The organism is Mycobacterium sp. NGS24, from assembly GCF_059813065.1.
This window is the reverse complement of the sequence record NZ_JCALDW010000010.1, coordinates 53,257-73,388: the sequence shown is the minus strand read 5'-3', so window position 1 is coordinate 73,388 and position 20,132 is coordinate 53,257. Positions and strand designations below refer to the sequence as shown.

Annotated in this window: 15 protein-coding genes and 1 pseudogene; 9 read left to right on the top strand and 7 right to left on the bottom strand. The window is 66.4% G+C overall.

The window, feature by feature from the left end; genetic code table 11:
• Positions 1–63: 63 nt before the first annotated feature.
• From AC5Y6Y_RS14955 to AC5Y6Y_RS14940, 4 genes are all read left to right on the top strand, one after another.
• On the top strand, positions 64–2,061 hold the full coding sequence (locus tag AC5Y6Y_RS14955) for an APC family permease (RefSeq protein WP_463826883.1): 1,998 nt from the start codon (positions 64–66) through the stop codon (positions 2,059–2,061).
• The gene (locus tag AC5Y6Y_RS14950; RefSeq protein ID WP_473140056.1) at positions 2,058–3,263 is read left to right on the top strand and encodes a class I SAM-dependent RNA methyltransferase; all 1,206 of its coding nucleotides are present in this window, start codon (positions 2,058–2,060) and stop codon (positions 3,261–3,263) included. Before AC5Y6Y_RS14955 ends, AC5Y6Y_RS14950 begins: the two co-directional genes overlap by 4 nt.
• Positions 3,264–3,332: 69 nt before the next feature.
• Complete coding sequence (gene dxs, locus AC5Y6Y_RS14945; RefSeq protein WP_473140055.1) at positions 3,333–5,249, top strand: 1-deoxy-D-xylulose-5-phosphate synthase; 1,917 nt, start codon at positions 3,333–3,335, stop codon at positions 5,247–5,249.
• A 184-nt stretch (positions 5,250–5,433) separates the two neighbouring features.
• Positions 5,434–7,770, top strand: coding sequence for an arylsulfatase (locus tag AC5Y6Y_RS14940; protein ID WP_473140054.1), 2,337 nt, complete (start codon positions 5,434–5,436; stop codon positions 7,768–7,770).
• A 53-nt stretch (positions 7,771–7,823) separates the two neighbouring features.
• Here the strand turns inward: AC5Y6Y_RS14940 and AC5Y6Y_RS14935 are convergent, their stop codons facing one another.
• Positions 7,824–8,024 carry a hypothetical protein gene (locus tag AC5Y6Y_RS14935; protein WP_499930113.1) on the bottom strand — a complete coding sequence of 67 codons (201 nt, stop codon included), beginning with the start codon at positions 8,022–8,024 and terminating at the stop codon, positions 7,824–7,826.
• On the opposite strand from AC5Y6Y_RS14935, the gene AC5Y6Y_RS14930 reads away from it, so the two are divergent.
• Positions 8,010–9,194, top strand: a complete 1,185-nt coding sequence (locus tag AC5Y6Y_RS14930; protein WP_499930112.1) for a DUF1214 domain-containing protein — start codon at positions 8,010–8,012, stop codon at positions 9,192–9,194. The two genes, AC5Y6Y_RS14935 and AC5Y6Y_RS14930, sit on opposite strands and share 15 nt — an antisense overlap.
• On the top strand, positions 9,191–10,723 hold the full coding sequence (locus AC5Y6Y_RS14925; protein ID WP_473140051.1) for a hypothetical protein: 1,533 nt from the start codon (positions 9,191–9,193) through the stop codon (positions 10,721–10,723). Before AC5Y6Y_RS14930 ends, AC5Y6Y_RS14925 begins: the two co-directional genes overlap by 4 nt.
• A gap of 13 nt (positions 10,724–10,736) precedes the next feature.
• On the opposite strand, the gene AC5Y6Y_RS14920 is transcribed toward AC5Y6Y_RS14925, so the two are convergent.
• From AC5Y6Y_RS14920 to AC5Y6Y_RS14910, 3 genes and pseudogenes are all read right to left on the bottom strand, one after another.
• Positions 10,737–12,041, bottom strand: coding sequence for an HRDC domain-containing protein (locus tag AC5Y6Y_RS14920; protein ID WP_473140050.1), 1,305 nt, complete (start codon positions 12,039–12,041; stop codon positions 10,737–10,739).
• A gap of 1 nt (position 12,042) precedes the next feature.
• Positions 12,043–12,680: pseudogene (locus AC5Y6Y_RS14915) on the bottom strand (DUF3000 domain-containing protein).
• A gap of 57 nt (positions 12,681–12,737) precedes the next feature.
• Complete coding sequence (locus AC5Y6Y_RS14910; RefSeq protein WP_473140049.1) at positions 12,738–13,532, bottom strand: enoyl-CoA hydratase/isomerase family protein; 795 nt, start codon at positions 13,530–13,532, stop codon at positions 12,738–12,740.
• A gap of 54 nt (positions 13,533–13,586) precedes the next feature.
• Here AC5Y6Y_RS14910 and hemE point away from each other — a divergent pair, with 54 nt between their 5' ends.
• From hemE to hemQ, 3 genes are read left to right on the top strand one after another with little or no spacing between them, the layout of a single operon-like run.
• Positions 13,587–14,648 carry a uroporphyrinogen decarboxylase gene (gene hemE / locus AC5Y6Y_RS14905; RefSeq protein WP_473140048.1) on the top strand — a complete coding sequence of 354 codons (1,062 nt, stop codon included), beginning with the start codon at positions 13,587–13,589 and terminating at the stop codon, positions 14,646–14,648.
• Positions 14,645–16,000, top strand: coding sequence for a protoporphyrinogen oxidase (locus AC5Y6Y_RS14900; protein WP_473140047.1), 1,356 nt, complete (start codon positions 14,645–14,647; stop codon positions 15,998–16,000). The genes hemE and AC5Y6Y_RS14900 overlap by 4 nt, the downstream gene beginning before the upstream one ends.
• Positions 16,001–16,005: 5 nt before the next feature.
• Positions 16,006–16,701 (top strand): hydrogen peroxide-dependent heme synthase, encoded by a 696-nt coding sequence (hemQ, locus tag AC5Y6Y_RS14895; protein WP_473140046.1) that lies wholly within the window; start codon positions 16,006–16,008, stop codon positions 16,699–16,701.
• A 77-nt stretch (positions 16,702–16,778) separates the two neighbouring features.
• Here hemQ and msrB read toward each other — a convergent pair whose 3' ends face one another.
• Genes msrB through AC5Y6Y_RS14880 form a run of 3 tightly spaced genes read right to left on the bottom strand, consistent with a single transcriptional unit; the run spans position 16,779 to position 20,132 of the window.
• On the bottom strand, positions 16,779–17,189 hold the full coding sequence (msrB, locus tag AC5Y6Y_RS14890; RefSeq protein ID WP_463827164.1) for a peptide-methionine (R)-S-oxide reductase MsrB: 411 nt from the start codon (positions 17,187–17,189) through the stop codon (positions 16,779–16,781).
• A gap of 5 nt (positions 17,190–17,194) precedes the next feature.
• Positions 17,195–18,535: an arabinofuranan 3-O-arabinosyltransferase gene (gene aftC, locus AC5Y6Y_RS14885; RefSeq protein WP_463826875.1), complete on the bottom strand. Its 1,341-nt coding sequence runs from the start codon at positions 18,533–18,535 to the stop codon at positions 17,195–17,197.
• Between the two features lie 40 nt (positions 18,536–18,575).
• The gene (locus AC5Y6Y_RS14880) at positions 18,576–20,132 is read right to left on the bottom strand and encodes an alpha/beta hydrolase (RefSeq protein ID WP_463826874.1); all 1,557 of its coding nucleotides are present in this window, start codon (positions 20,130–20,132) and stop codon (positions 18,576–18,578) included.

The window sequence follows — 20,132 nt, the reverse complement described above, 5'->3', positions numbered from 1 at the left end:
GCAACCGATTCGGGTCCTAGGGAACGCTACCGCCAAACCCGCGTGGGCTTACTCTTGGCTCTCGTGTCCAAACTTTCAACCGCTGCGCGCCGATTGCTGATCGGCCGGCCGTTTCGCAGCGACCGGCTCAGCCACACGCTGCTGCCGAAGCGGATCGCGCTGCCGGTGTTCGCCTCGGACGCGCTGTCGTCGGTGGCATACGCCCCCGAAGAGGTCTTTCTGATGCTTTCGGTGGGCGGCCTGGCGGCGTACTCGCTGTCGCCGTGGATCGGGCTCGCGGTGGCCGCGGTCATGCTGGTCGTGGTGGCCAGCTACCGGCAGAACGTGCACGCCTACCCCTCCGGCGGCGGCGACTACGAGGTGGTCACCACCAATCTGGGCCGCAACGCCGGCTTGACCGTGGCGAGTGCTCTGATGGTGGATTATGTTCTGACCGTTGCGGTTTCGACGGCATCGGCGATCTCGAACATCGGCTCGGCGGTGCCGATGGTGGCGCAGAACAAGGTGTGGTTCTGCGTCGCCGCGATCTTGTTCGTGACGGCGCTGAACCTGCGCGGGGTGCGGGAATCCGGACTCGCCTTCGCCATTCCGACCTACGCGTTCATCATCGGTATGACCGGCATGCTCGGGTACGGGCTGTTCCGGATCTTCGTGCTGGGTAACCCGTTGCGCGCCGAGTCCGCCGGGTTCCAGATGCATTCCGAGCACGGCAAAGTCGCCGGATTCGCGCTGGTATTCCTGATGGCGCGGGCATTCTCCTCCGGTTGTGCGGCGCTGACCGGGGTGGAGGCCATCAGCAACGGGGTGCCCGCATTCGAGAAACCGAAGTCGAAGAACGCGGCGACCACGCTGCTGATGCTGGGCGCCATCGCCGTCGCGCTGCTGATGGGCATCATCGTGCTGGCCAAGAAGATCGGCGTCCAGCTGGTCAGCGACCCCGCAGAACAGCTGTCCGGCGCGCCGGCCGGCTACTACCAGAAGACGCTGGTCACCCAACTCGCGGAAACGGTCTTCGGTAACTTCCACATCGGCTTCGTGGTGATCACCGCTGTCACCGCGCTCATCCTGGTGCTGGCGGCCAACACCGCGTTCAACGGGTTCCCGGTGCTCGGTTCGGTGCTGGCCCAGCACAGCTACCTGCCGCGCCAGTTCCACACCCGCGGGGACCGGCTCGCGTTCTCCAACGGGATCGGGTTTCTCACCATTTCAGCGCTGCTGGCGATCGTCGCGTTTCGTGCCGAGCTGAGTGCGCTGATCCAGCTCTACATCGTCGGGGTGTTCATTTCCTTCACGTTGAGTCAGATCGGCATGGTGCGGCACTGGACAAGGTTGCTGCGCACCGAGACCGACGCGGCGGCGCGCCGACGGATGATGCGCTCGCGGGTGGTCAACACCATCGGGTTCATCGCCACCGGCACGGTGCTGCTGGTGGTGATGGTCACCAAATTCCTGGCCGGGGCCTGGATCGCGCTGGTCACCATGGCGTTGCTGTTCATGCTGATGAAGCTGATCCGCCGCCACTACGACGGGGTCACCCGCGAACTCGCCGAAGAAGCCGCCGAGCACGGCGACGAGATCGTGTTGCCCAGCCGCAACCACGCCCTGGTGCTGGTGTCGAAGTTGCACCTGCCCACATTGCGCGCGGTGGCCTACGCGCGGGCGACCCGGCCCGACGTGCTTGAAGCCGTCACGGTCAGCGTCGACGACAACGAGACCCGCGAGCTCAAGCGCGAGTGGGAGGAGAGCGACATCAGCGTTCCGCTGAAGGTGATCGCCTCTCCTTATCGTGAAATCACCGGCCCGGTGTTGGAATACGTCAAACGGGTCAGCAAGGAGTCGCCGCGCACGGTGGTGACGGTGTTCATCCCGGAGTACGTGGTGGGGCGCTGGTGGGAACAGTTGCTGCACAACCAGAGTGCGCTACGACTCAAGGGCCGGTTGCTGTTCATGCCCGGCGTCATGGTGACGTCGGTGCCCTGGCAATTGACGTCGTCGGAGCGGATCAAAGCGTTGCAACCGCAGTCGGCACCCGGGGATGCGCGCCGGGGCATTTTCGATTGAGCACCGAATCGGCCTGCGGGGAGCTGGTTCTGGTCACCGGGGCACCCGCGAACGGCGGCAGCTGCATCGCGCATCATGAGGGCCGGGTGGTGTTCGTTCGCTACGCGTTGCCGGGGGAGCGGGTTCGGGTGCGGGTCACTGCGGATCGCGGAAGTTATTGTCACGCAGCGGTTGTCGAGGTGCTCGAGCCGTCGGCGGACCGCATCGGGTCGCTGTGCCCGATCGCCGGGGCCGACGGGGCGGGTTGTTGCGACCTGGCATTCGTGCAGCCGGCGGTGGCCCGATCGCTGAAGGCGGCCGTGGTGGCCAATCAGCTCGAGCGCCTCGGCGGGCAGCACTGGTCGGGTGCGGCCGAACCGGTCTCCGATGCCGATGTCACCGGCTGGCGCACCAGGGTCCGGCTCGACGTCGGCGCGGACGGTCGACCCGGCTTCCACCGCTATCACAGCGACGAACTCATCACCGATCTGCGATGCGGGCAACTGAGCGAGGGGATGCTGGCGGGGCTGGCCGAGTCGCACTGGCCGCCGGCCGCTCACCTGCACGTGGCCGTCGACGACGACGGACAGCGTCACCTGGTGCGCACCGCGCGGAAGGGCAAACACACCGTTTCGAAGGTGATCGAAGGCGACTATCACGCGGTGCAGCGCGTGGGCGGCCGGCACTGGCGGGTGCCGGTGACGGCGTTCTGGCAGTCCCACCGCGACGCCGCGCAGGTGTACAGCGACCTGGTCGCTGAGTGGGCGGCGGCCGCTGCAGGGATGACTGCCTGGGATCTGTACGGCGGCGCCGGGATCTTCGCGGCGGTGCTAGCCGAGGGAGTGGGGGAGTCGGGCCGGGTGCTGAGCGTCGACACGTCGCGGGGAGCCACGGGCGCGGCGCGGGCCGCGCTGGCCGACCTGCCGCAGGTCGAGGTCGTCACCGATTCGGTGCGACGGGCTCTTGCCGCGCAGCAGTTGCGCGCCGACGTTGCTGTGCTGGATCCGCCGCGCGCGGGTGCCGGGCGCGAGGTGATCGACCTGCTGGCCGCGGCCGCCGTGCCGCGCATCGTGCACATCGGTTGCGAGGCTGCGTCTTTCGCGCGTGACATCGGTCTGTACCGGGGGCACGGATATGCCGTCGAGAAGATCAAGGTGTTCGACGCGTTTCCGTTGACCCATCATGTGGAGTGCATCGCCCTGGTGACCCGGCGAGCGTCGTGACCTCGCTTTGGGCGCGGTACCGGCGCTCGGGCGCAGCGGGTCAGCGCCAGTTCTGCGTAGACTGGCCGGATGCTGGAAAAGATCCGCGGGCCCGCTGATCTGCAGCACCTCTCCCAACAGCAGCTGAGTGAGCTGGCGCAGGAAATCCGCGAGTTCCTGATCCACAAGGTCGCTGCCACCGGGGGACACCTTGGCCCGAACCTCGGCGTCGTCGAGTTGACCCTGGCGTTGCACCGGGTTTTCGACTCCCCGCACGATCCGATCATCTTCGACACCGGCCACCAGGCCTACGTGCACAAGATGCTGACCGGGCGGGCCCAGGATTTCGAGAGCCTGCGCAAAAAGGACGGGCTGTCGGGTTATCCCTGCCGTGCCGAGAGTGAACACGACTGGGTGGAGTCCAGCCACGCCAGCGCCGCGTTGTCCTATGCCGACGGCCTGGCCAAGGCTTTCGAGCTGACCGGACACCGTAACCGGCACGTGGTTGCGATCGTCGGCGACGGCGCGCTGACCGGCGGCATGTGCTGGGAGGCGCTGAACAACATCGCCGCCTCGAACCGGCCGGTGATCATCGTCGTCAACGACAATGGGCGCAGCTACGCACCGACCATCGGTGGCGTGGCCGATCATCTGGCCACCCTGCGGCTGCAGCCGGCTTACGAACAGCTGCTCGAGCGCGGTCGCAACGCCATGCGGTCGGTGCCGCTGGTCGGCGAGGTCGCCTATCACTTCATGCACAGCGTCAAAGCCGGCATCAAGGACTCGCTGGCCCCGCAACTGTTGTTCACCGACCTCGGGTTGAAGTACGTCGGACCGGTCGACGGTCACGACGAGCGGGCGGTGGAGGTCGCGCTGCGCAGTGCCCGCGGTTTCGGCGGCCCGGTGATCGTGCACGTCGTCACCCGCAAAGGCATGGGCTACGGTCCGGCGGAGGCCGACGAAGCCGAGCAGATGCATTCCACGGTGCCGATCGACCCCATTACCGGGGTGGCCACCAAGATCGCCGGCCCCGGCTGGACCGCGACGTTCGCCGAGGCACTGATCGCGATCGGCCACCGGCGCCGCGACGTCGTCGCCATCACCGCGGCGATGCCCGGTCCCACCGGGCTGAGAGCTTTCGGGGAGGCTTTCCCAGACCGGTTGTTCGACGTCGGGATCGCCGAGCAGCACGCCATGACGTCGGCGGCCGGGTTGGCGATGGGCGGTATCCACCCCGTGGTGGCGATCTATTCGACGTTCCTCAACCGCGCGTTCGACCAGATCATGATGGACGTGGCGTTGCACAAGCTGCCCGTCACCATGGTGCTCGACCGCGCCGGTGTCACCGGCAACGACGGTCCGAGCCACAACGGCATGTGGGATCTGTCGATCCTGGGCATCGTGCCCGGCATGCGGGTGGCTGCCCCGCGCGATGCCACCCGGCTGCGCGAAGAACTCGCCGAGGCACTCGACATCGACGACGGTCCGACGGCCCTGAGGTTCCCCAAAGGTGATGTGGGCGAAGACATTCCGGCCCTCGAGCGACGGGGCGGGGTGGATGTGCTGGCCGTGCCGTCGGCAGGCTTGCACACCGATGTGCTGCTGGTTGCGGTGGGCGCGTTCGCGTCGATGGCACTGTCAGTGGCCAAGCGTCTGCACAAGCAGGGCATCGGCGTGACGGTGATCGATCCCCGCTGGGTGTTGCCGGTGCCCGAGGTGGTGCACGAACTGGCGACCCAGCACAAGCTGCTGGTGACGTTGGAGGACAACGGAGTGGCCGGCGGAGTCGGTTCGGCGGTGTCGGCGGCGTTGCGCCGTGCCGATGTCGACGTGCCGTGCCGCGACGTCGGGCTGCCGCAGAACTTTTACGACCACGCCTCCCGCGGCGAGGTACTGGCCGAGCTGGGGCTCACCGACCAGGATGTGGCCCGGCGTATCACGGGTTGGGTTGCCGCGCTTGCGGTTTCGCCGGTGGAGCAGAGCGAGATCAGCGAGCGTCTGGACTAGGACACATCTGCACGAGACTGCTGATCTTGGGTCGGCGGCTGAGTTGGGTCGTCCATTTCATTGCTCAATGGGTCGCAGTGGTTGTTCAATGAAGATCTGCTTCCGGTCGGGACGGATCAGCGGGCAGGCCTTTTGAAGATGCTCCGGGTGAAGCGCATCGTGGAGCCCTGGCAGCGAGGCGGAAATGGCGAATCCCAATTTCCAGGGTGTGATCAAACTCGATGTGCGAGATTCGGTGCCGGACTGGGATGCGTTCACCGCCAAACGTCCGCCGGCCGGGTCGCCGAATGTGTTGGTGGTGCTCTACGACGACACGGGACTGGCAGCGTGGTCGCCCTACGGCGGCCGGATCAATATGCCCACCATGGACCGGTTGGCCGCCCATGGTTTGACCTTCAGTCAGTGGCACACCACGTCACTGTGTTCGCCGACCCGATCGACATTCCTGACCGGGCGCAATCATCACCTCAACGGTTTCGCGCAGATCGCCGAAGCCGCCACCGGCTTCCCCGGTTACTCCTCGCACATCCCGCCCGCCAACGCCACCATCGCTACGGTGCTGCGTGACGCCGGCTATTCCACGCTGTGGGTGGGCAAGAATCACAACACACCGATCGATGCCTGGACTGCCGGGTCGTCGCGCAAGGAGTGGCCGCTGGGTCAGGGTTTCGACCGGTTCTACGGGTTCATCGGCGGAGAAACCAATCAGTGGTTCCCGTCGCTGGCCGAGGACAACCACTACATCGAGCAGCCGTATGGTCCCGATGAGGGGTATCACCTGTCGAAAGACCTTGCTGACAAGGCGATCTCGTTCCTGCGAGATGTACGCCAGACCGAGACCGGCAAGCCCTGGTACCTGTGGTTCTGCCCGGGTGCCAATCACGCGCCGCACCACGCTCCCAAGGACTACATCGACAAATACAAGGGGATGTTCGACGACGGGTATGAGGCTTACCGCGAGTGGGTGCTGCCGCGCATGATCGAACGCGGCATCCTGCCCGAGGGCACCGAGTTGACGCCGCTTAACCCGATGACTCCGGGCACGTTCCTGGAAGGCGACGGGGTGCGGCCGTGGGATTCGTTGTCGGTGGAGGAAAAGCGGTTGTTCTCTCGCATGGCGGAGGTGTTCGCGGGCTTCTCGGAGTACACCGATGCCCAAGTTGGGCGGATCATCGACTATCTGGAGGAATCCGGACAACTCGACAACACGCTGGTCATCTACGCCGCGGACAACGGCGCATCGGGGGAGGGCAGCCCGAACGGCTCGGTCAACGAAGGCAAATTCTTCAACGGCTGGCCCGACGACATCGAAATGAACTTGGCGATGATCGACGAACTCGGTGGCCCGAACACCTACAACCATCATCCGACAGGCTGGGCCGCGGCCTTCTGCACCCCGTTCCGGATGTTCAAGCGCTACACCTACCAGGGCGGACTGTGCGATCCGCTGGTGATGTCCTGGCCGGCCGGGATGACGGCTCGCGGTGAGGTCCGCGGCCAGTACCACCACTGCACCGACATCGTGCCGACCATCCTGGACTGCTGCGGCGTCAGCATGCCCGATGCCGTGAACGGCGTTGCGCAGCATCCGCTTTCGGGAGTGTCGATGCGGTATTGCTTCGATGACGCCGACGCTTCAACACAGAAGCAAACTCAGTACTACGAAATGGCCGGCCAGCGCGGAATCTGGCATCAGGGTTGGAAGGCCGTCACAGAGCATGGCCCACTGTCAGGCATGGGGCACTTCGAGAAGGATCGTTGGCAGTTGTTTCACACCGACGCCGACCGCTCGGAGGCCCATGACCTGGCCGAGCAGCATCCGGACAAGGTCGCCCAACTCGCCGAGTTGTGGATGAAAGAGGCGGTGGCCAACAACGTGCTGCCGCTCAACGACTACGCCGGCGTCGGCAAGGACCTCGAGGCGATGCACAAGCTGCTCTACAAGGTCCAAGTGCCCGAAAACGGCCAGTACACCTACTATCCGGGCACCAGTCCGATTCCGGAGGCGTCGGCGGCCAACACCCATGCGGTGTCGTTCAAGATCCTTGCCCAGGTCGTGACCGAACCGCACACCCAGGGTGTGGTCTTCGCGCAGGGCTCACGGTTCGGCGGGCACGCGCTGTACATCAAGGACGGCAAGGTCCGCTACGTCTACAACTTCCTCGGCGTGCCACCGCTGCAGGTGTTGGAAGCCGACCTGCCCGCCGCCGGTCCACACGTGATCGGCGTCGACTTCGCCAAGGAACGCATCGGTGAGCACCAGGCCGTGTACGGCACGGCGACCCTCTTCGTCGACGAAAAACCCATGGCCAGCATCGAGATCCGGACCATCGTCGCGTTCTTCTCGCTATGCGGTGAGGGGTTGTGCATCGGGTACGACAGCTCGGACCCGGTCACTCCTGACTACACGGGAAGATTCGAGTACACCGGTGGCCGCATCGAGAAGGTCGTGTTCGACATCGCCGACAACGCGTACATCGACCTGCAACAGCAATTCGCCGCAGCCATGGCGCGGGACTGAGCAGCGCCACCATGGATCTTGAGCCGCACGGCTGGCCGACCACCGAGACATTGTCAACCCCCTTCGGCGATGTCGAGTTCCAGGGTGGTTATCCCGTCGGGGACACCGGACAACGGCTGCTGACTCAGTTGCGGTTCAACCGAGCTGTCGAGGTCTATCTGACTCAGCTCACCGCCGTCAGCCAGATCGCTCAGCGCGAAGGACTGCGGGCTTTCGGGGCCACCACCGCGCAGCACGTGGTGATCTGGGAGCAATTGATGAACTCACGGACTCTGTTGCTCACGGCGAATGCCGAAACCGTCTATGCCATAGCGCAATTAGATCTCCGCACCGACGGCCCCACGGTCGTCGAAGCGCCCCCGCACATGCTGGGCCTGATGCAAGATGGGGTGCAACGCTATCTGGTCGACATTGGAGCCTTGGGTCCCGACGAAGGCCGAGGTGGTCGATTTCTGGTCTTGCCGCCGGACCACGAGGGTCCGGTTCCCGACGGATTCTTCATCGTACGTTCGCCGACATATTCGGCCCTGGTTGCATTGCGCGGGTTTCAGGTCGATGGGAGCACCGAAACCGCAGTAGCTCTGATCCGGCGCCTGCAGATTTACCCGTTGGGCGTCGATCCGCGACCGGCCATGGTTTTCCTCAATGGTTCCGACGCGGACATCGACACCATATTCCCCGACACCTATCGATACTTCGAACTGCTGGCGAGGCTGGTCGAGGAAGAGCCCACCGGGATCTTCGGTCCGCTGGAGCGATTCCAGATGCAAGCGGTGGGCATCGAGAAGGGATCACCGTTTGTCCCAGACGACAACACCCGTGCCCTGCTGGACCAAGCGGCGCGAACAGGTGGTGCCATGGCGCGGGCCAATACCTACGGTGTGGCCGACGGCTTTTACCCGGGCAAGCAGTGGCAGGGGATCGCCGACGGAGACTACACTTTCACCAGTGATGGTGTCCCACAGGTGGATACCCGCAACAACGTCTATTACCTGGCCATCGGCAACTCGCCCGCCATGATGGAGAAGCACATCGGGCAGGGTTCGCAATATCTCTGGACCTACCGCGACGACAGCGGTGCGTTCCTGCAGGGCGACAACACCTATCGGCTACACCTTCGACCCGATATCCCGGCCCTGAACTTCTGGTCTGTTCTGGTGTACGACGCCGTCAGCCGCTCGCAAGTGCAGACGAGCCAGCCACTGCCCTCGGTCAGCTCCTACACCGATCCGGTAGTCAATGACGATGCTTCCATCGATATCCACTTCGGCCCGCATCCGCCTGTTGGACACGCGAATTGGATCCAGACGGTGCCGGATCGGGGATGGTTTGCGATGGTCCGTTTCTACAGCCCCACCGAGGCATTCTTCGACAAGTCCTGGCAACTCGACGACATTGCTCTGCTAAGTAAGGCGACTCGATGACATCACTACCTGCCGCACCACCGCGTAATCCCTTCCTGGCCGACTCCAATGTCGCTCTTGCGCACTCGAACTCCGCACAGACCGACTCCACCACCGATGCCGGGCCGGTCGGCCCGAGCCGGATCCTCGGTCCAGAAGATCTGCGATATCACGATCTGGGCATGTTCAATCTGGTCTACCTGGTCTCAGGTCCCTACCCGGACGGCAAACAGGTGGTGTGGACCAATGGTTCGCAGTACCTGACGAAGTTCGATTACGACACTTTCGATGTCATCTCGTCGCTGCGCATGCCCGGATCAGACCACGCCGACGGGCTGGCGCACGAGCAGTACATCGGTGTATTCGATTCCGACGCATCGTTCGAAGAGAAGTGGGCCGCAGCGCAACGCTCCGGCATACCGCCCTTGGACGGCATCTACACCCTCCTCGACAACGACAACCAATATGTCGTGGCCGGCGCCGGATTCGTTCGTACATATGGGGATTCGACCCCCGGTGACCGGCACGCCGGGATCGTCGTCAAATCCCACTGGGACAAACCCGACCACATCACCGGGTCCTTCATCGGCATGAATATGACCTTTGACGGGCGCTTGATCCTCGCTACCGCCGACGGCTATCTCCTGGCGCTGACCCGCGACTTCACCCAATACGACTGCATCCGGCTACCCGGCGCGGATGTCGAGGTCGCCCAGCAGCCCGAAGGTGTGCCGTGGATCCGCAACGGCTTCGCGATCGACGAGCATGGCGGCATCTATATCGCTTCGCAGAACAATTTGCACAAGGTTGTCTGGACCGGCACCAAGCTATCCACCGACGAGGGCGATGGAGCGTGGCGCGCGCCGTTCAGAAACTCGCTGGGCCGCGGTACGGGGTCAACACCGTCGCTGGTGGGATTTGATGACGAACCCGACAAACTCGTCGTCATCACCGACGGTGACACGCTGATGAACGTGACTGTCTACTGGCGCGATGAAGTCCCGCCGGGCTGGCAGCAACTCGACGGAGCGCCTTCGCCTCGCATTGCGGGATGGCAACCCGCCGACTTCGGGGATCCGACCTTGCAGGCCGCGCAATCGGAACAATCCGTGGCCTGTTCGGGATACGGCATGTTCGTGGTGAATAACGAACCACGCAACGTCCCAGCGGCGATTCTCAATGATCCGCAGTCCAAACTACAGTTCATCGGCTACCTCTCGTATCTCGACGAGTTCGCACCTCGGGGTGGTCACAAGTTTGAGTGGGACCCGGTGGCGAAGAATCTCCGCAGCGCCTGGGCGAATACCGAAATCAGTTCACCGAATTGCGTCCCGTATGTTTCCACCGGGTCGAACATCGTCTACGTGTCCGGAGCGCGCGACAACCTGTGGACGTTGGAGGGGCTCGATTGGACCACTGGCGAGTGCACGTTCCACTACACGCTCGGGAGTGCACGGTTCAACAGCTTCTACTCCCAACCCTGCGTCGACGGCGAGGGCCGGGTCATGGTCAGCGCCCTCTACGGAGCATTACGAATTCAGCCGCACTGAGGCAGTGGCATGGCTAGTCACCGTCGGCCGGGGTTTGTGCGGCCCGCAGTAAGGCTGCGGCGAGCACCGGGACCACCAGTTCGCGTTGCCACGGGCGTGCCTGCCCGGTCCGCAGAAATTCTTCGGTGATCGCCACCGCGTCGGCGCTGCCCGGTCCCAGAGTGTCCCACTCCCAGCACAGGCGCCGCACCAGATCGGGCGCGACGAGATTCTCCGCCGGTATCTCCACCCGCTGCGACAACTCCGCCAACGCGGCGCGGGCTGCCTCCAGTCGGGCGGCGGCTTCCGGTTTGCGCCTGCTCCACCGCGCCGGCGGCGGCGGCCCGTACGGCGGTTCGCCCTGCTCCGGCAGATCCTGGTTGCGCCGCGCATTCTGCAGCGCCGACAACCACATCGGGGCGCTGCGACGCTGGTTGCGTCCGCCGAACACGGGTAGCGCGACGAGTTCGTCGACCGTCGCCGGATCGGCGATCGCGGCCTCGATGATCGCCGAATCCGGCAGGATTCGCCGTGGCGCGATGTCGCGGCGCTGGGCGATCCGGTCGCGTGTCGTCCACAGTTCGCGTACCGCCGCCAGCGCGCGACGGTCGTGCACCTTGTGGATGCCCGAGGTGCGCCGCCAGCGGTCGGTGCGCGCGGCCGGAGCGGCACGCGTCTCGAAGGTGCGCAGGTACTCGAATTCCTGTGCGGCCCAATCGGTTTTGCCCTGCTGAGCCAGAATCTCGGAGATCGCGGCACGCAGCTCGATCAGCAGTTCGACGTCCAGGGCGGCGTAGTTGAGCCACGCCGACGGCAACGGCCGCTTCGACCAGTCCGCCGCGCCGTGGCCCTTGGCCAGCCCCTGGTGCAGCAGCCGTTCGACCATGGTCGCCAGGTTCACCCGTTCCAAGCCGGCCAGCCGTCCGGCCAGTTCGGTGTCGTACAACGCGGGCGGTCGCATGCCGACCTCGGCCAGGCACGGCAGGTCCTGGTCGGCGGAGTGCAGTATCCATTCGTCCTGGCCGAGCACCTCGGCAACGGGTTGCAGCACGGTCAGCGGGTCACCGCCGTGGCTGACCGGATCGATCAGCACGGTGCCGGCGCCGGACCGCCGGATCTGGATCAGGTAGGCCCGGTTGGAGTACCGGAAACCCGAGGCCCGCTCGGCGTCCACTGCGAACGGTCCGTGCCCGCGGTCGAGTTGCGCTGCGGCTGAGGCGATTTCGTCTGCATAGACGGAAAGGTTCGGCATGCCGTCGGCTGGGTGCAACAGCATGGGGACTTCGGGTTCCGCGCTGCCCGGCGCAGCTGCCTCCGCAGGAGACGGGTCGGGGCACATGTCAGGCGCGGGACCGTGAGCTCAGGTCGGTGACTCCCGCCGGCGGCAGGCCGGCCGCGTGCTCGAGCACATCGCAGAACGCTTTGACGTGGCTGCCCACTTCGGGTGTGGTGGCCGTCCACGACGCCCGCAGTTCCAGCTGGTGCGCGCGCGGCGGACCGGAGATGTCGCCGTAGCGAACCGACGTGGTGGCGGTGACCGTCCCGCCGAGCGCCGTCATGTGCTGGGTGTGCGAATCCAGCGCCTCGGAGAGCCAGCTCCACGCCACTTCCGGCAGCAACGGGTCGATCGCCTCGTGCGAGTCCAGATCCGCCTGAATGTAGGCGACCAGGCGCAGGGTGCCGTCCCAGGCGTCGGAGCCTTCCGGGTCGTACAGCAGTATCAGCCGGCCGAAAGCGTCACCTTCGGAACGTTCGGGCACGATGTCGAGGTCGGGGTGTTTGACCTCGGCGCCCAGCGCATAGCTGTAGGGCGCCAGGCGCTGCGGCGGACGAATGGGACCGAGCTCGATCTCCGAGCGCACGGTGACGGTGTTCATCGCCGCGACCGCCTCGCGGAACGGTTCGGGTTCGGCGGCTGACGTCATGAGCGCCGCTCCTCCGCATCGCTGCGCTCTGCATCGTCGTCGTCGCGCGTCACAGCTTCCGACGGTAGACCTATCGTCCAACCGGCGAAATCAGGCGCGCCGACGCGCGGTCAGTCGATGAAACGGGCGGGTCGCTTTTCTCGGTGTGCCGCCAGGCCTTCGCGCACGTCGGGGCCGGCGAAGCCGATGAATTCCAGGCCGAGCGACGTTTCGAAGGCGGGGGCGAACATCCGGTACCAGTGATTCAGGCTGTGCTTCGTCCAGCGGATCGCATTCTGGGCGCCGGCGGCCAGATTCTCCGCCAGACGCGTCGCGGTGGACAGCACATCATCGTCGTCGACGCAGGTGGAGACCAGGCCGATGCGCTCGGCCTCTTCGCCGGACAGCGCCTCGCAGGTGAGCAGGTAGTACTTGGCCTTGGCCATGCCGGCCAGCAACGGCCAGCAGATCGCCGCGTGGTCACCGGCGGCCACGCCCAGTTTGGTGTGCCCGTCGATGATCTTCGCCGAGCGGCCCGCCACCGAGATGTCGGCGAGCAGGGCCACCACCAGGCCGGCACCGACGGCCGGGCCGGTGATCGCCGAGACCACCGGCTTGCTGAAGTTGACCAGGTGCAGCACCAGGTCGCGGGCCTCACGCATGATGCGCAACCGGCCTTCGTAGTCGTTGATGGTCTCGTCGATCAGGTCGAAGCTGCCACCGGAGGAGAACGCCTTGCCTTCGCCGCGGACCAGGACCGCCCGCACCGCGGGGTCGCGGTCGATCACCGGCCAGATGTCGGCGAGGTCGCGGTGCATCTGCGGGCCGACCGAATTCAGGCCCGGTGCGTCGAGGACCAGATTCAGCACGCCGTCACGCTCGGATTCGCAGCGCAGGCTGGGGAAGTCGTCGTAGGTGAGGGGCATTGGCGTGATGGTACGCGGGTGGACCGTCGCAACCCCGTGGCAGCATGGGAGCCGATGAGTACCCGTCGTGACCTCCCGCAGTCGCCCTATCTGGCCACGGTCGCCGGGCGCAAACCCAGCCGCATCCCGGTCTGGTTCATGCGCCAGGCCGGCCGATCCCTGCCCGAATACCGCGCGCTGCGCGAACGGCATAGCATGCTGGCGGCCTGCTTCGAGCCGGAAGTGGCCTGCGAGATCACCCTGCAGCCGATTCGTCGCTACAACACCGACGCGGCGATCCTGTTCTCCGACATCGTGGTGCCGCTGCGAGCGGCGGGCATCGATCTGGACATCGTCCCCGACGTCGGACCGGTTATCGCCCAGCCGATCCGCACCGCTGCAGACGTCGCAGCCATGAAACCGCTTGACCCGCAATCTATTCAGCCCATCCTGGATGCTATCGGCCTGCTGGTGGCCGCGTTGGGTGAGGTGCCGCTGATCGGATTCGCCGGGGCGCCGTTCACGCTGGCCTCCTACCTGGTGGAGGGCGGCCCGAGTCGCAACCACGCGCGCACCAAGGCGATGATGCTCGCCGAACCGGCGAGCTGGCATGCGCTGATGACCAAGCTGACCGACCTCACCATCGAGTTCCTGCGCGGTCAGATCGGCGCCGGGGCGGATGCGATCCAGTTGTTCGACTCCTGGGCCGGGACGCTGTCATTGGCCGACTACCGCCAGTACGTGCTGCCGCACAGCGCGCGGGTGTTCGCCACGCTCGCCGAGCACGACGTGCCGATGACGCATTTCGGTGTCGGCACCGCCGAATTACTCGGCGCCATGTCGGAGGCCGTGCAGCCGGCGCGCGCCCGCATGGTCGGGGTGGACTGGCGGACCTCGCTGACCGATGCCGCCACCCGGGTGGCGCCGGGTACGGCACTGCAGGGGAATCTGGACCCGGTGGTGGTGCTCGCGGGCTGGCCGGTGACGGAGAAAGTAGCTCGCGCCGTCGTCGACGACGGGCGCCGTGCCGTTGACGCCGGAGCCGCCGGACACGTCTTCAACCTGGGTCACGGTGTGCTGCCGGAGACCGATCCTGGTGTGCTGACCGAGCTGGTGTCGCTGGTCCACTCGCTATGACCGCCCGCTCGTATTGCGTTGTGGGCGGCGGTATTTCGGGCCTGACCGCGGCGTACCGGTTGCGGCAGGCCGCGCCGGAAGCGGCCATCACGCTGTTCGACCCGGCCGATCGGCTCGGCGGCGTGCTGCGCACCGAGTCGCTGGGCGGGCAGCCGATGGACCTCGGCGCTGAGGCGTTCGTGCTGCGCCGTCCTGAGATGCCGGCGCTGCTGGCCGAATTGGGCCTGGCTCACCACCAACGGGCCACCACCGGCGTGCGTCCGCTGATCTACAGCGGCCGACGGCTGCACGCGATGCCGTCGGACACCGTGGCGGGCATTCCGTCGTCGGCGGCATCGATGGCCGGTCTGGTCGACGAGGCCACGATCGTGCGGATCGAATCCGAGCCGGGGCGGGCACTGGACTGGACCCCCGGCAGCGACCCCACGGTGGCCGACTTGGTGGCCGAGCGGTTCGGCGCGCAAGTGGTGGCCCGGTCGGTGGATCCGCTGCTGGGTGGGGTGTACGCGGGATCGGCGGCCACCATCGGATTGCGTGCGGCCGTGCCCACGGTGGCGGCGGCCCTGGACCGCGGCGCGGCCAGCCTGACCGAGGCGATCCTGAGCGTGTTGCCGCCGACCGGGGGCGGGCCGGTGTTCGGCTCGCTGCAGGGCGGCTACCAGGTGCTGCTCGACGAACTCGTCGCGCGCAGCCGGATCCGGTGGGTCCGGGCCAGGATCGACGCGCTCGAACCTGGTTGGACACTGCGTGACGAGACCGGCGTGCAGTGGCAGGCCGACGGCGTGGTGCTGGCGGTCCCGGCGGTGCAGGTCGCCCGGCTGGTGCAGACACTGGCGCCGGCGACGGCGGCGGCCGCCGGTCGGATCGTGACGGCCTCTTCGGTGGTGGTGGCGCTTGCGGTGCCGGCCGACACGCCGTTTCCGCAGTCGTCGGGCGTACTGGTGGCCAGCGGGGAACCGTTGCACGCCAAAGCGATTACGTTGTCGTCGCGCAAATGGGGGCTCGATGGCGATGTCCAGCAGGTGCGGCTGTCCATCGGGCGGTTCGGTGACGACGTCGCGAAGGGGACGTCGGAGGGCGACCTGCTTGGCTGGGCGCTGGAGGACCTGGCCGACGTGTTCGGGGTAGACCTCGAGCCGGTGGATGTGCGGGTGCAGCGCTGGATCGACGCCATGCCGCAGTACGGTCCGCAGCACGCGAACCTGGTGGCCACCTTGCGGGCCGGCCTGCCGCCCACGCTGGTCGTCGCGGGCAGCTACCTCGACGGCATCGGGGTACCGGCCTGTATCGGCGCGGCCGGAAAGGCCGCGGCCAGTGTGGTCTCGGCCGTGTCGGGACGAGTGGCACGATAGGTGCCATGGCACGCCTGGACTTCGACGCCCTCAACTCCACCATCCGCTACCTGATGTTTTCGGTGTTCTCCGTGCGGGCCGGGGAGCTCGGGGAGGAACGCGGTGCCGTCGTCGACGAGACCGCGACCTTCCTCAAGCAGCAGGAGGAACGCGGGGTGGTGGTGCGCGGCCTCTACGACGTCGCCGGCCTGCGCGCGGATGCCGACTTCATGATCTGGACGCACGCCGAGCGGGTCGAGGCCCTGCAGGCGACCTACGCCGACTTCCGGCGCGCCACCGCGCTGGGCCGCGTGTGCACGCCGGTATGGAGCAGCGTGGCGTTGCACCGGCCGGCCGAGTTCAACAAGAGCCATGTCCCGGCTTTCATCGCCGGGGAAGACCCCGGCAACTACGTTTGCGTGTATCCCTTCGTGCGGTCCTACGAGTGGTACCTGCTGCCCGACGAGGAGCGTCGCCGCATGCTCGCCGAGCACGGCATGGCGGCGCGGGAGTACAAAGACGTGCGCGCCAACACGGTGCCGGCCTTCGCGCTGGGCGACTACGAGTGGATTCTGGCCTTCGAGGCGCCCGAACTGGACCGCATCGTGGACCTGATGCGCGAACTGCGCGCCACCGACGCCCGCCGGCACACCCGCGAGGAGACGCCGTTCTTCACCGGCCCGCGGGTGGGGGTCGAGCAGCTGGTGAGCGCGCTGCCCTGAGCGCGGGTTGGCTCTGCGCTGAGGGCGGGGGTTAGTCGCACTTGGCCGCCGTGGACGCAAAGTCAACGCCCAGCGGGTCAGCCCTCGTCGGGGACCAGGCGCAGCGAGATCGAGTTGATGCAGTAGCGCTGGTCGGTGGGCGTGGGATATCCCTCACCGGAGAACACATGCCCCAGGTGGCTGTGGCAATTCGCGCATAACACCTCGGTGCGAATCGCACCCATCGAGTGGTCGGGCCGCAGGATGACCGCATCCGAACTCGACGGGTCGAAGAAGGACGGCCAGCCGCAGTGCGACTCGAATTTCTCTGTGCTGCGGAACAATTCGGCACCGCAGGCCCGGCACTGGTAGCTGCCCTGGGTCTTGGTGTCGGTGTACTCGCCGGTGAACGGTCGTTCGGTGCCGGCCTGGCGCAGCACAGCGAACTCCTGCGGGTTGAGCTTCTTGCGCCACTCGTCGTCGGTGAGTTGCAGTTTCGGACGGGCGATGTCAGTCACGTTGCCCCACTCCTTCCCAAGTCTGGTGTGGGTGAACTTCCCACGCTAGCGCGGTCCGGTTCGGGCGTCAGCCACGCCGGGTCGATGCCGTCGTCCAGGCGGTTCTCCGCCTTGGCATCCAGGTAGCGGAAGTACAGCACCGTGAACGTCACGATCAGCAGCAGGGACCAACCGTAGGTGATCTTCAGGTATTCCATCGCCCGCCCCCACCGCATCCAGTTGAACAACAGCCAGCGATCCAGGGTCATGAAACCGTAGATCCCCAGCCACGCCGGCCAGTTGCGGATCACCGAGTTGGGCAACACCACCGTCATCAGGAACGGGAACAGCATCATCGAGTAGTAGCCCTGGGCCAGCGACAACGCCAGCCACGACCACAGCAGCAGCACGCCCGATGAGGTGGTGAACCAGAACAGTGGATCCCGGGTGCGGTAGTAGCGGTAGAGCAGCCATATCGCGCCAATGGCGATGGCGGTGAACAGCAGCCGCAGCCCGATGATCAACCAGGTGGGCAGCCCGAAGTACACGCCGTTGCCCTCGATGGAACTGTTGAAGTAGTCGCGGGTGCCCAGGATGTAGGGCAGGGTGCGGGTGAAGAAGTCCATCGCGCGGGGCACCACCGGCAGCGCGGCCAGGTTGACCACCAGCGGCACCAGCAATGCGGTCGCCAGGGCCCGCCACTGCCGGTTGAGCAGCGGCAGCAGTAGCAGCGGGCCGAGCAGCGGTTTGAGGACCAGCGTCAGCCCGATCGCCAGCCCGGCCCACCACTGCCGACTCGCGCGGCCGTCCAGCAGCCACTTCAGGAACAGCACCTCCAGCAGCAGGATGCAGCCGTTGATGTTGGTGAAGACCAGGGTGTTGGTCACCGTCTCGGTGCAGAACATGGCCAGGATCAGCGCCGGCGCGGCCACCGAGGACAACGTGAAGTGGAACATCCGCAGCAACAGATAGGCGGCGACGAGGATGGCCACGGTGTTGATCGAGATGAACAGGTAGCGCGACGGCGCGAAGGGCAGGTACCCGAACGGCGCCATCAGCAACGTGCCACCCGGCGGGTACAGGTAGTGCGGGTCGACGTAGTCGAAATGCTCGTTGTAGAGCTCCAGGCCGTGCCGGAAGTTCAGCGCCGCCCGGTACACCGGTTTGAAGTCGTCGGTGATGTTGCCGTTGGTGGTCAGCACGATGCTGCGATGCAGCACCGACAGGATGGCGATCGGCCACAACACCGTCCGAACGATGGCTGCGGTGCTGCGGGGGCCGGGACGGAATGCGCCCTGCACGTATTCGCGGAGGCCGGTTCTGGTCGAGTCAGCTGCCGTCACCAGCGCACCGTACACCGGCGTTGGGGGCGCGGCGTCGGGCGGTCCGGGCCGATTATCAGGCGGGACAGTACGTGTCGGTGCCGGGCAGTTTGCCGGTGTCGAGGTAGGCCGCCAGCGGCGTGACCGCGCAGGACGAGTAGATGCTGGCGCCGTGCCCGATGCCCTGCCACATCACCCGCTTGCTGGCGGCGTTGGCGTTGATGACCGCGGCTGAGGTGGCCGCAACTCCCTCATTGCCGGCGATCGGGTCGTTCTGCACACCCAGCAGCAGCACGTCGAGCTTGAGTTGTTTCGGTGGCTGCGGGGTGGCACCGGTCGGCCAGTGCACACACTTGATCAGGTTGAGCGCCGCGACGGCGCCGAACTGGGGGTACAGCTTGCCCCAGGCCACCACCAGCTCGCGCACCCGGTCCGGGGTGGGGCGGTTCACCGAGTCGCTGCAGTTGTTGACGAATTGCCCGTCGCTGTGCTGAATGGTTTCGGCGCGGTTGATCAGGTTGTTCAGCGCATTGAAGTCCCCGGAACGCGCCGCGGCCAAGGCGTTGGCCAGGTTCGTCGTGTTGCCCACCCGGTCGCCGGTCGGAAAGCCCAACGCGGTAGTGATGGCCATCGTGATCGACGCCACCGAAGTGCGGCCCAAGCCGTAGCTGCGCGCCGACGTCAACAACGCGCTGATCGCGCCCTTCGGGTCCGGACCCAGCGCACAGTTGATCGCCACGCACTGCGCCGCGAACGCGTCCAGCGCGGCCTGCTGGCCTTTGACCTGCTGCTCGGCGGCCGCTTCGGCGCTGGCCCCCAGCGCCACCGGCGAGTCCAGGATCAGGCGGGCCACCTTGTCCGGGCGTGATCCGGCGTACGTCAGCGCGACCTGCGCTCCGTTGCCGACCCCGACCAGCGCGACCGCGGGGACGTCCCAGAGGTTGCGCAGCCGCTCGATGTCGGATGCGGCATGGGCGTTGTCGTAGGCGGAGTCGCCGGGCGCGATGGCATCGGTGCAGTTGGTGGTGGCGGTGTTGGAGATTTCGGAGAGGTTGGCTACCGGGTCGTCACCGGTCTCGAACTGGGTCTGGTCGCGCATCTCTTCGCGGTCGAGGCGGTCGCGGCAGTCGATGGGGCTGGACATGCCGATGCCGCGGCGGTCGACGGCGACGATGGGGTGGGTACGCAGCACGTCGGCCCCGGCGTGGGACAGCCAGACCGGCAGCTGCGTGGACGACGCGATATCCGAGCCGGTGGTGAACACCAGCGGCCCGGCATCTTTCGGGGTCTGACCGGAGCGGGCACGCACCACGCCGATGCTCACCGAGCCCGATCCGCCGTTGAGCGAGTCCAGGTCCGCGTCGTAGGTGGCGCATTCCAGCTTGACGCCGGGTGCGCCGGGGACGCCGGCGTCGGCGTTGAGCTTGGAGGTGCAGTCGCGCCATGACAGATCGTTCTTGGGTGCCGCGATCGGCGGTGGACCGCTGGGCGGTGGTTTGGTGGTCGACACTCCCTGCGGGCGGGCGCCGGAGTCGGTGGCGTAGCGGGGGTCGGCGCCGAAGACCGGGACGCAGCCGGCCAGCACGGTGGTGACCACCAACAAGATCGTGGCGGGCAGGATGCGCCGATTCAT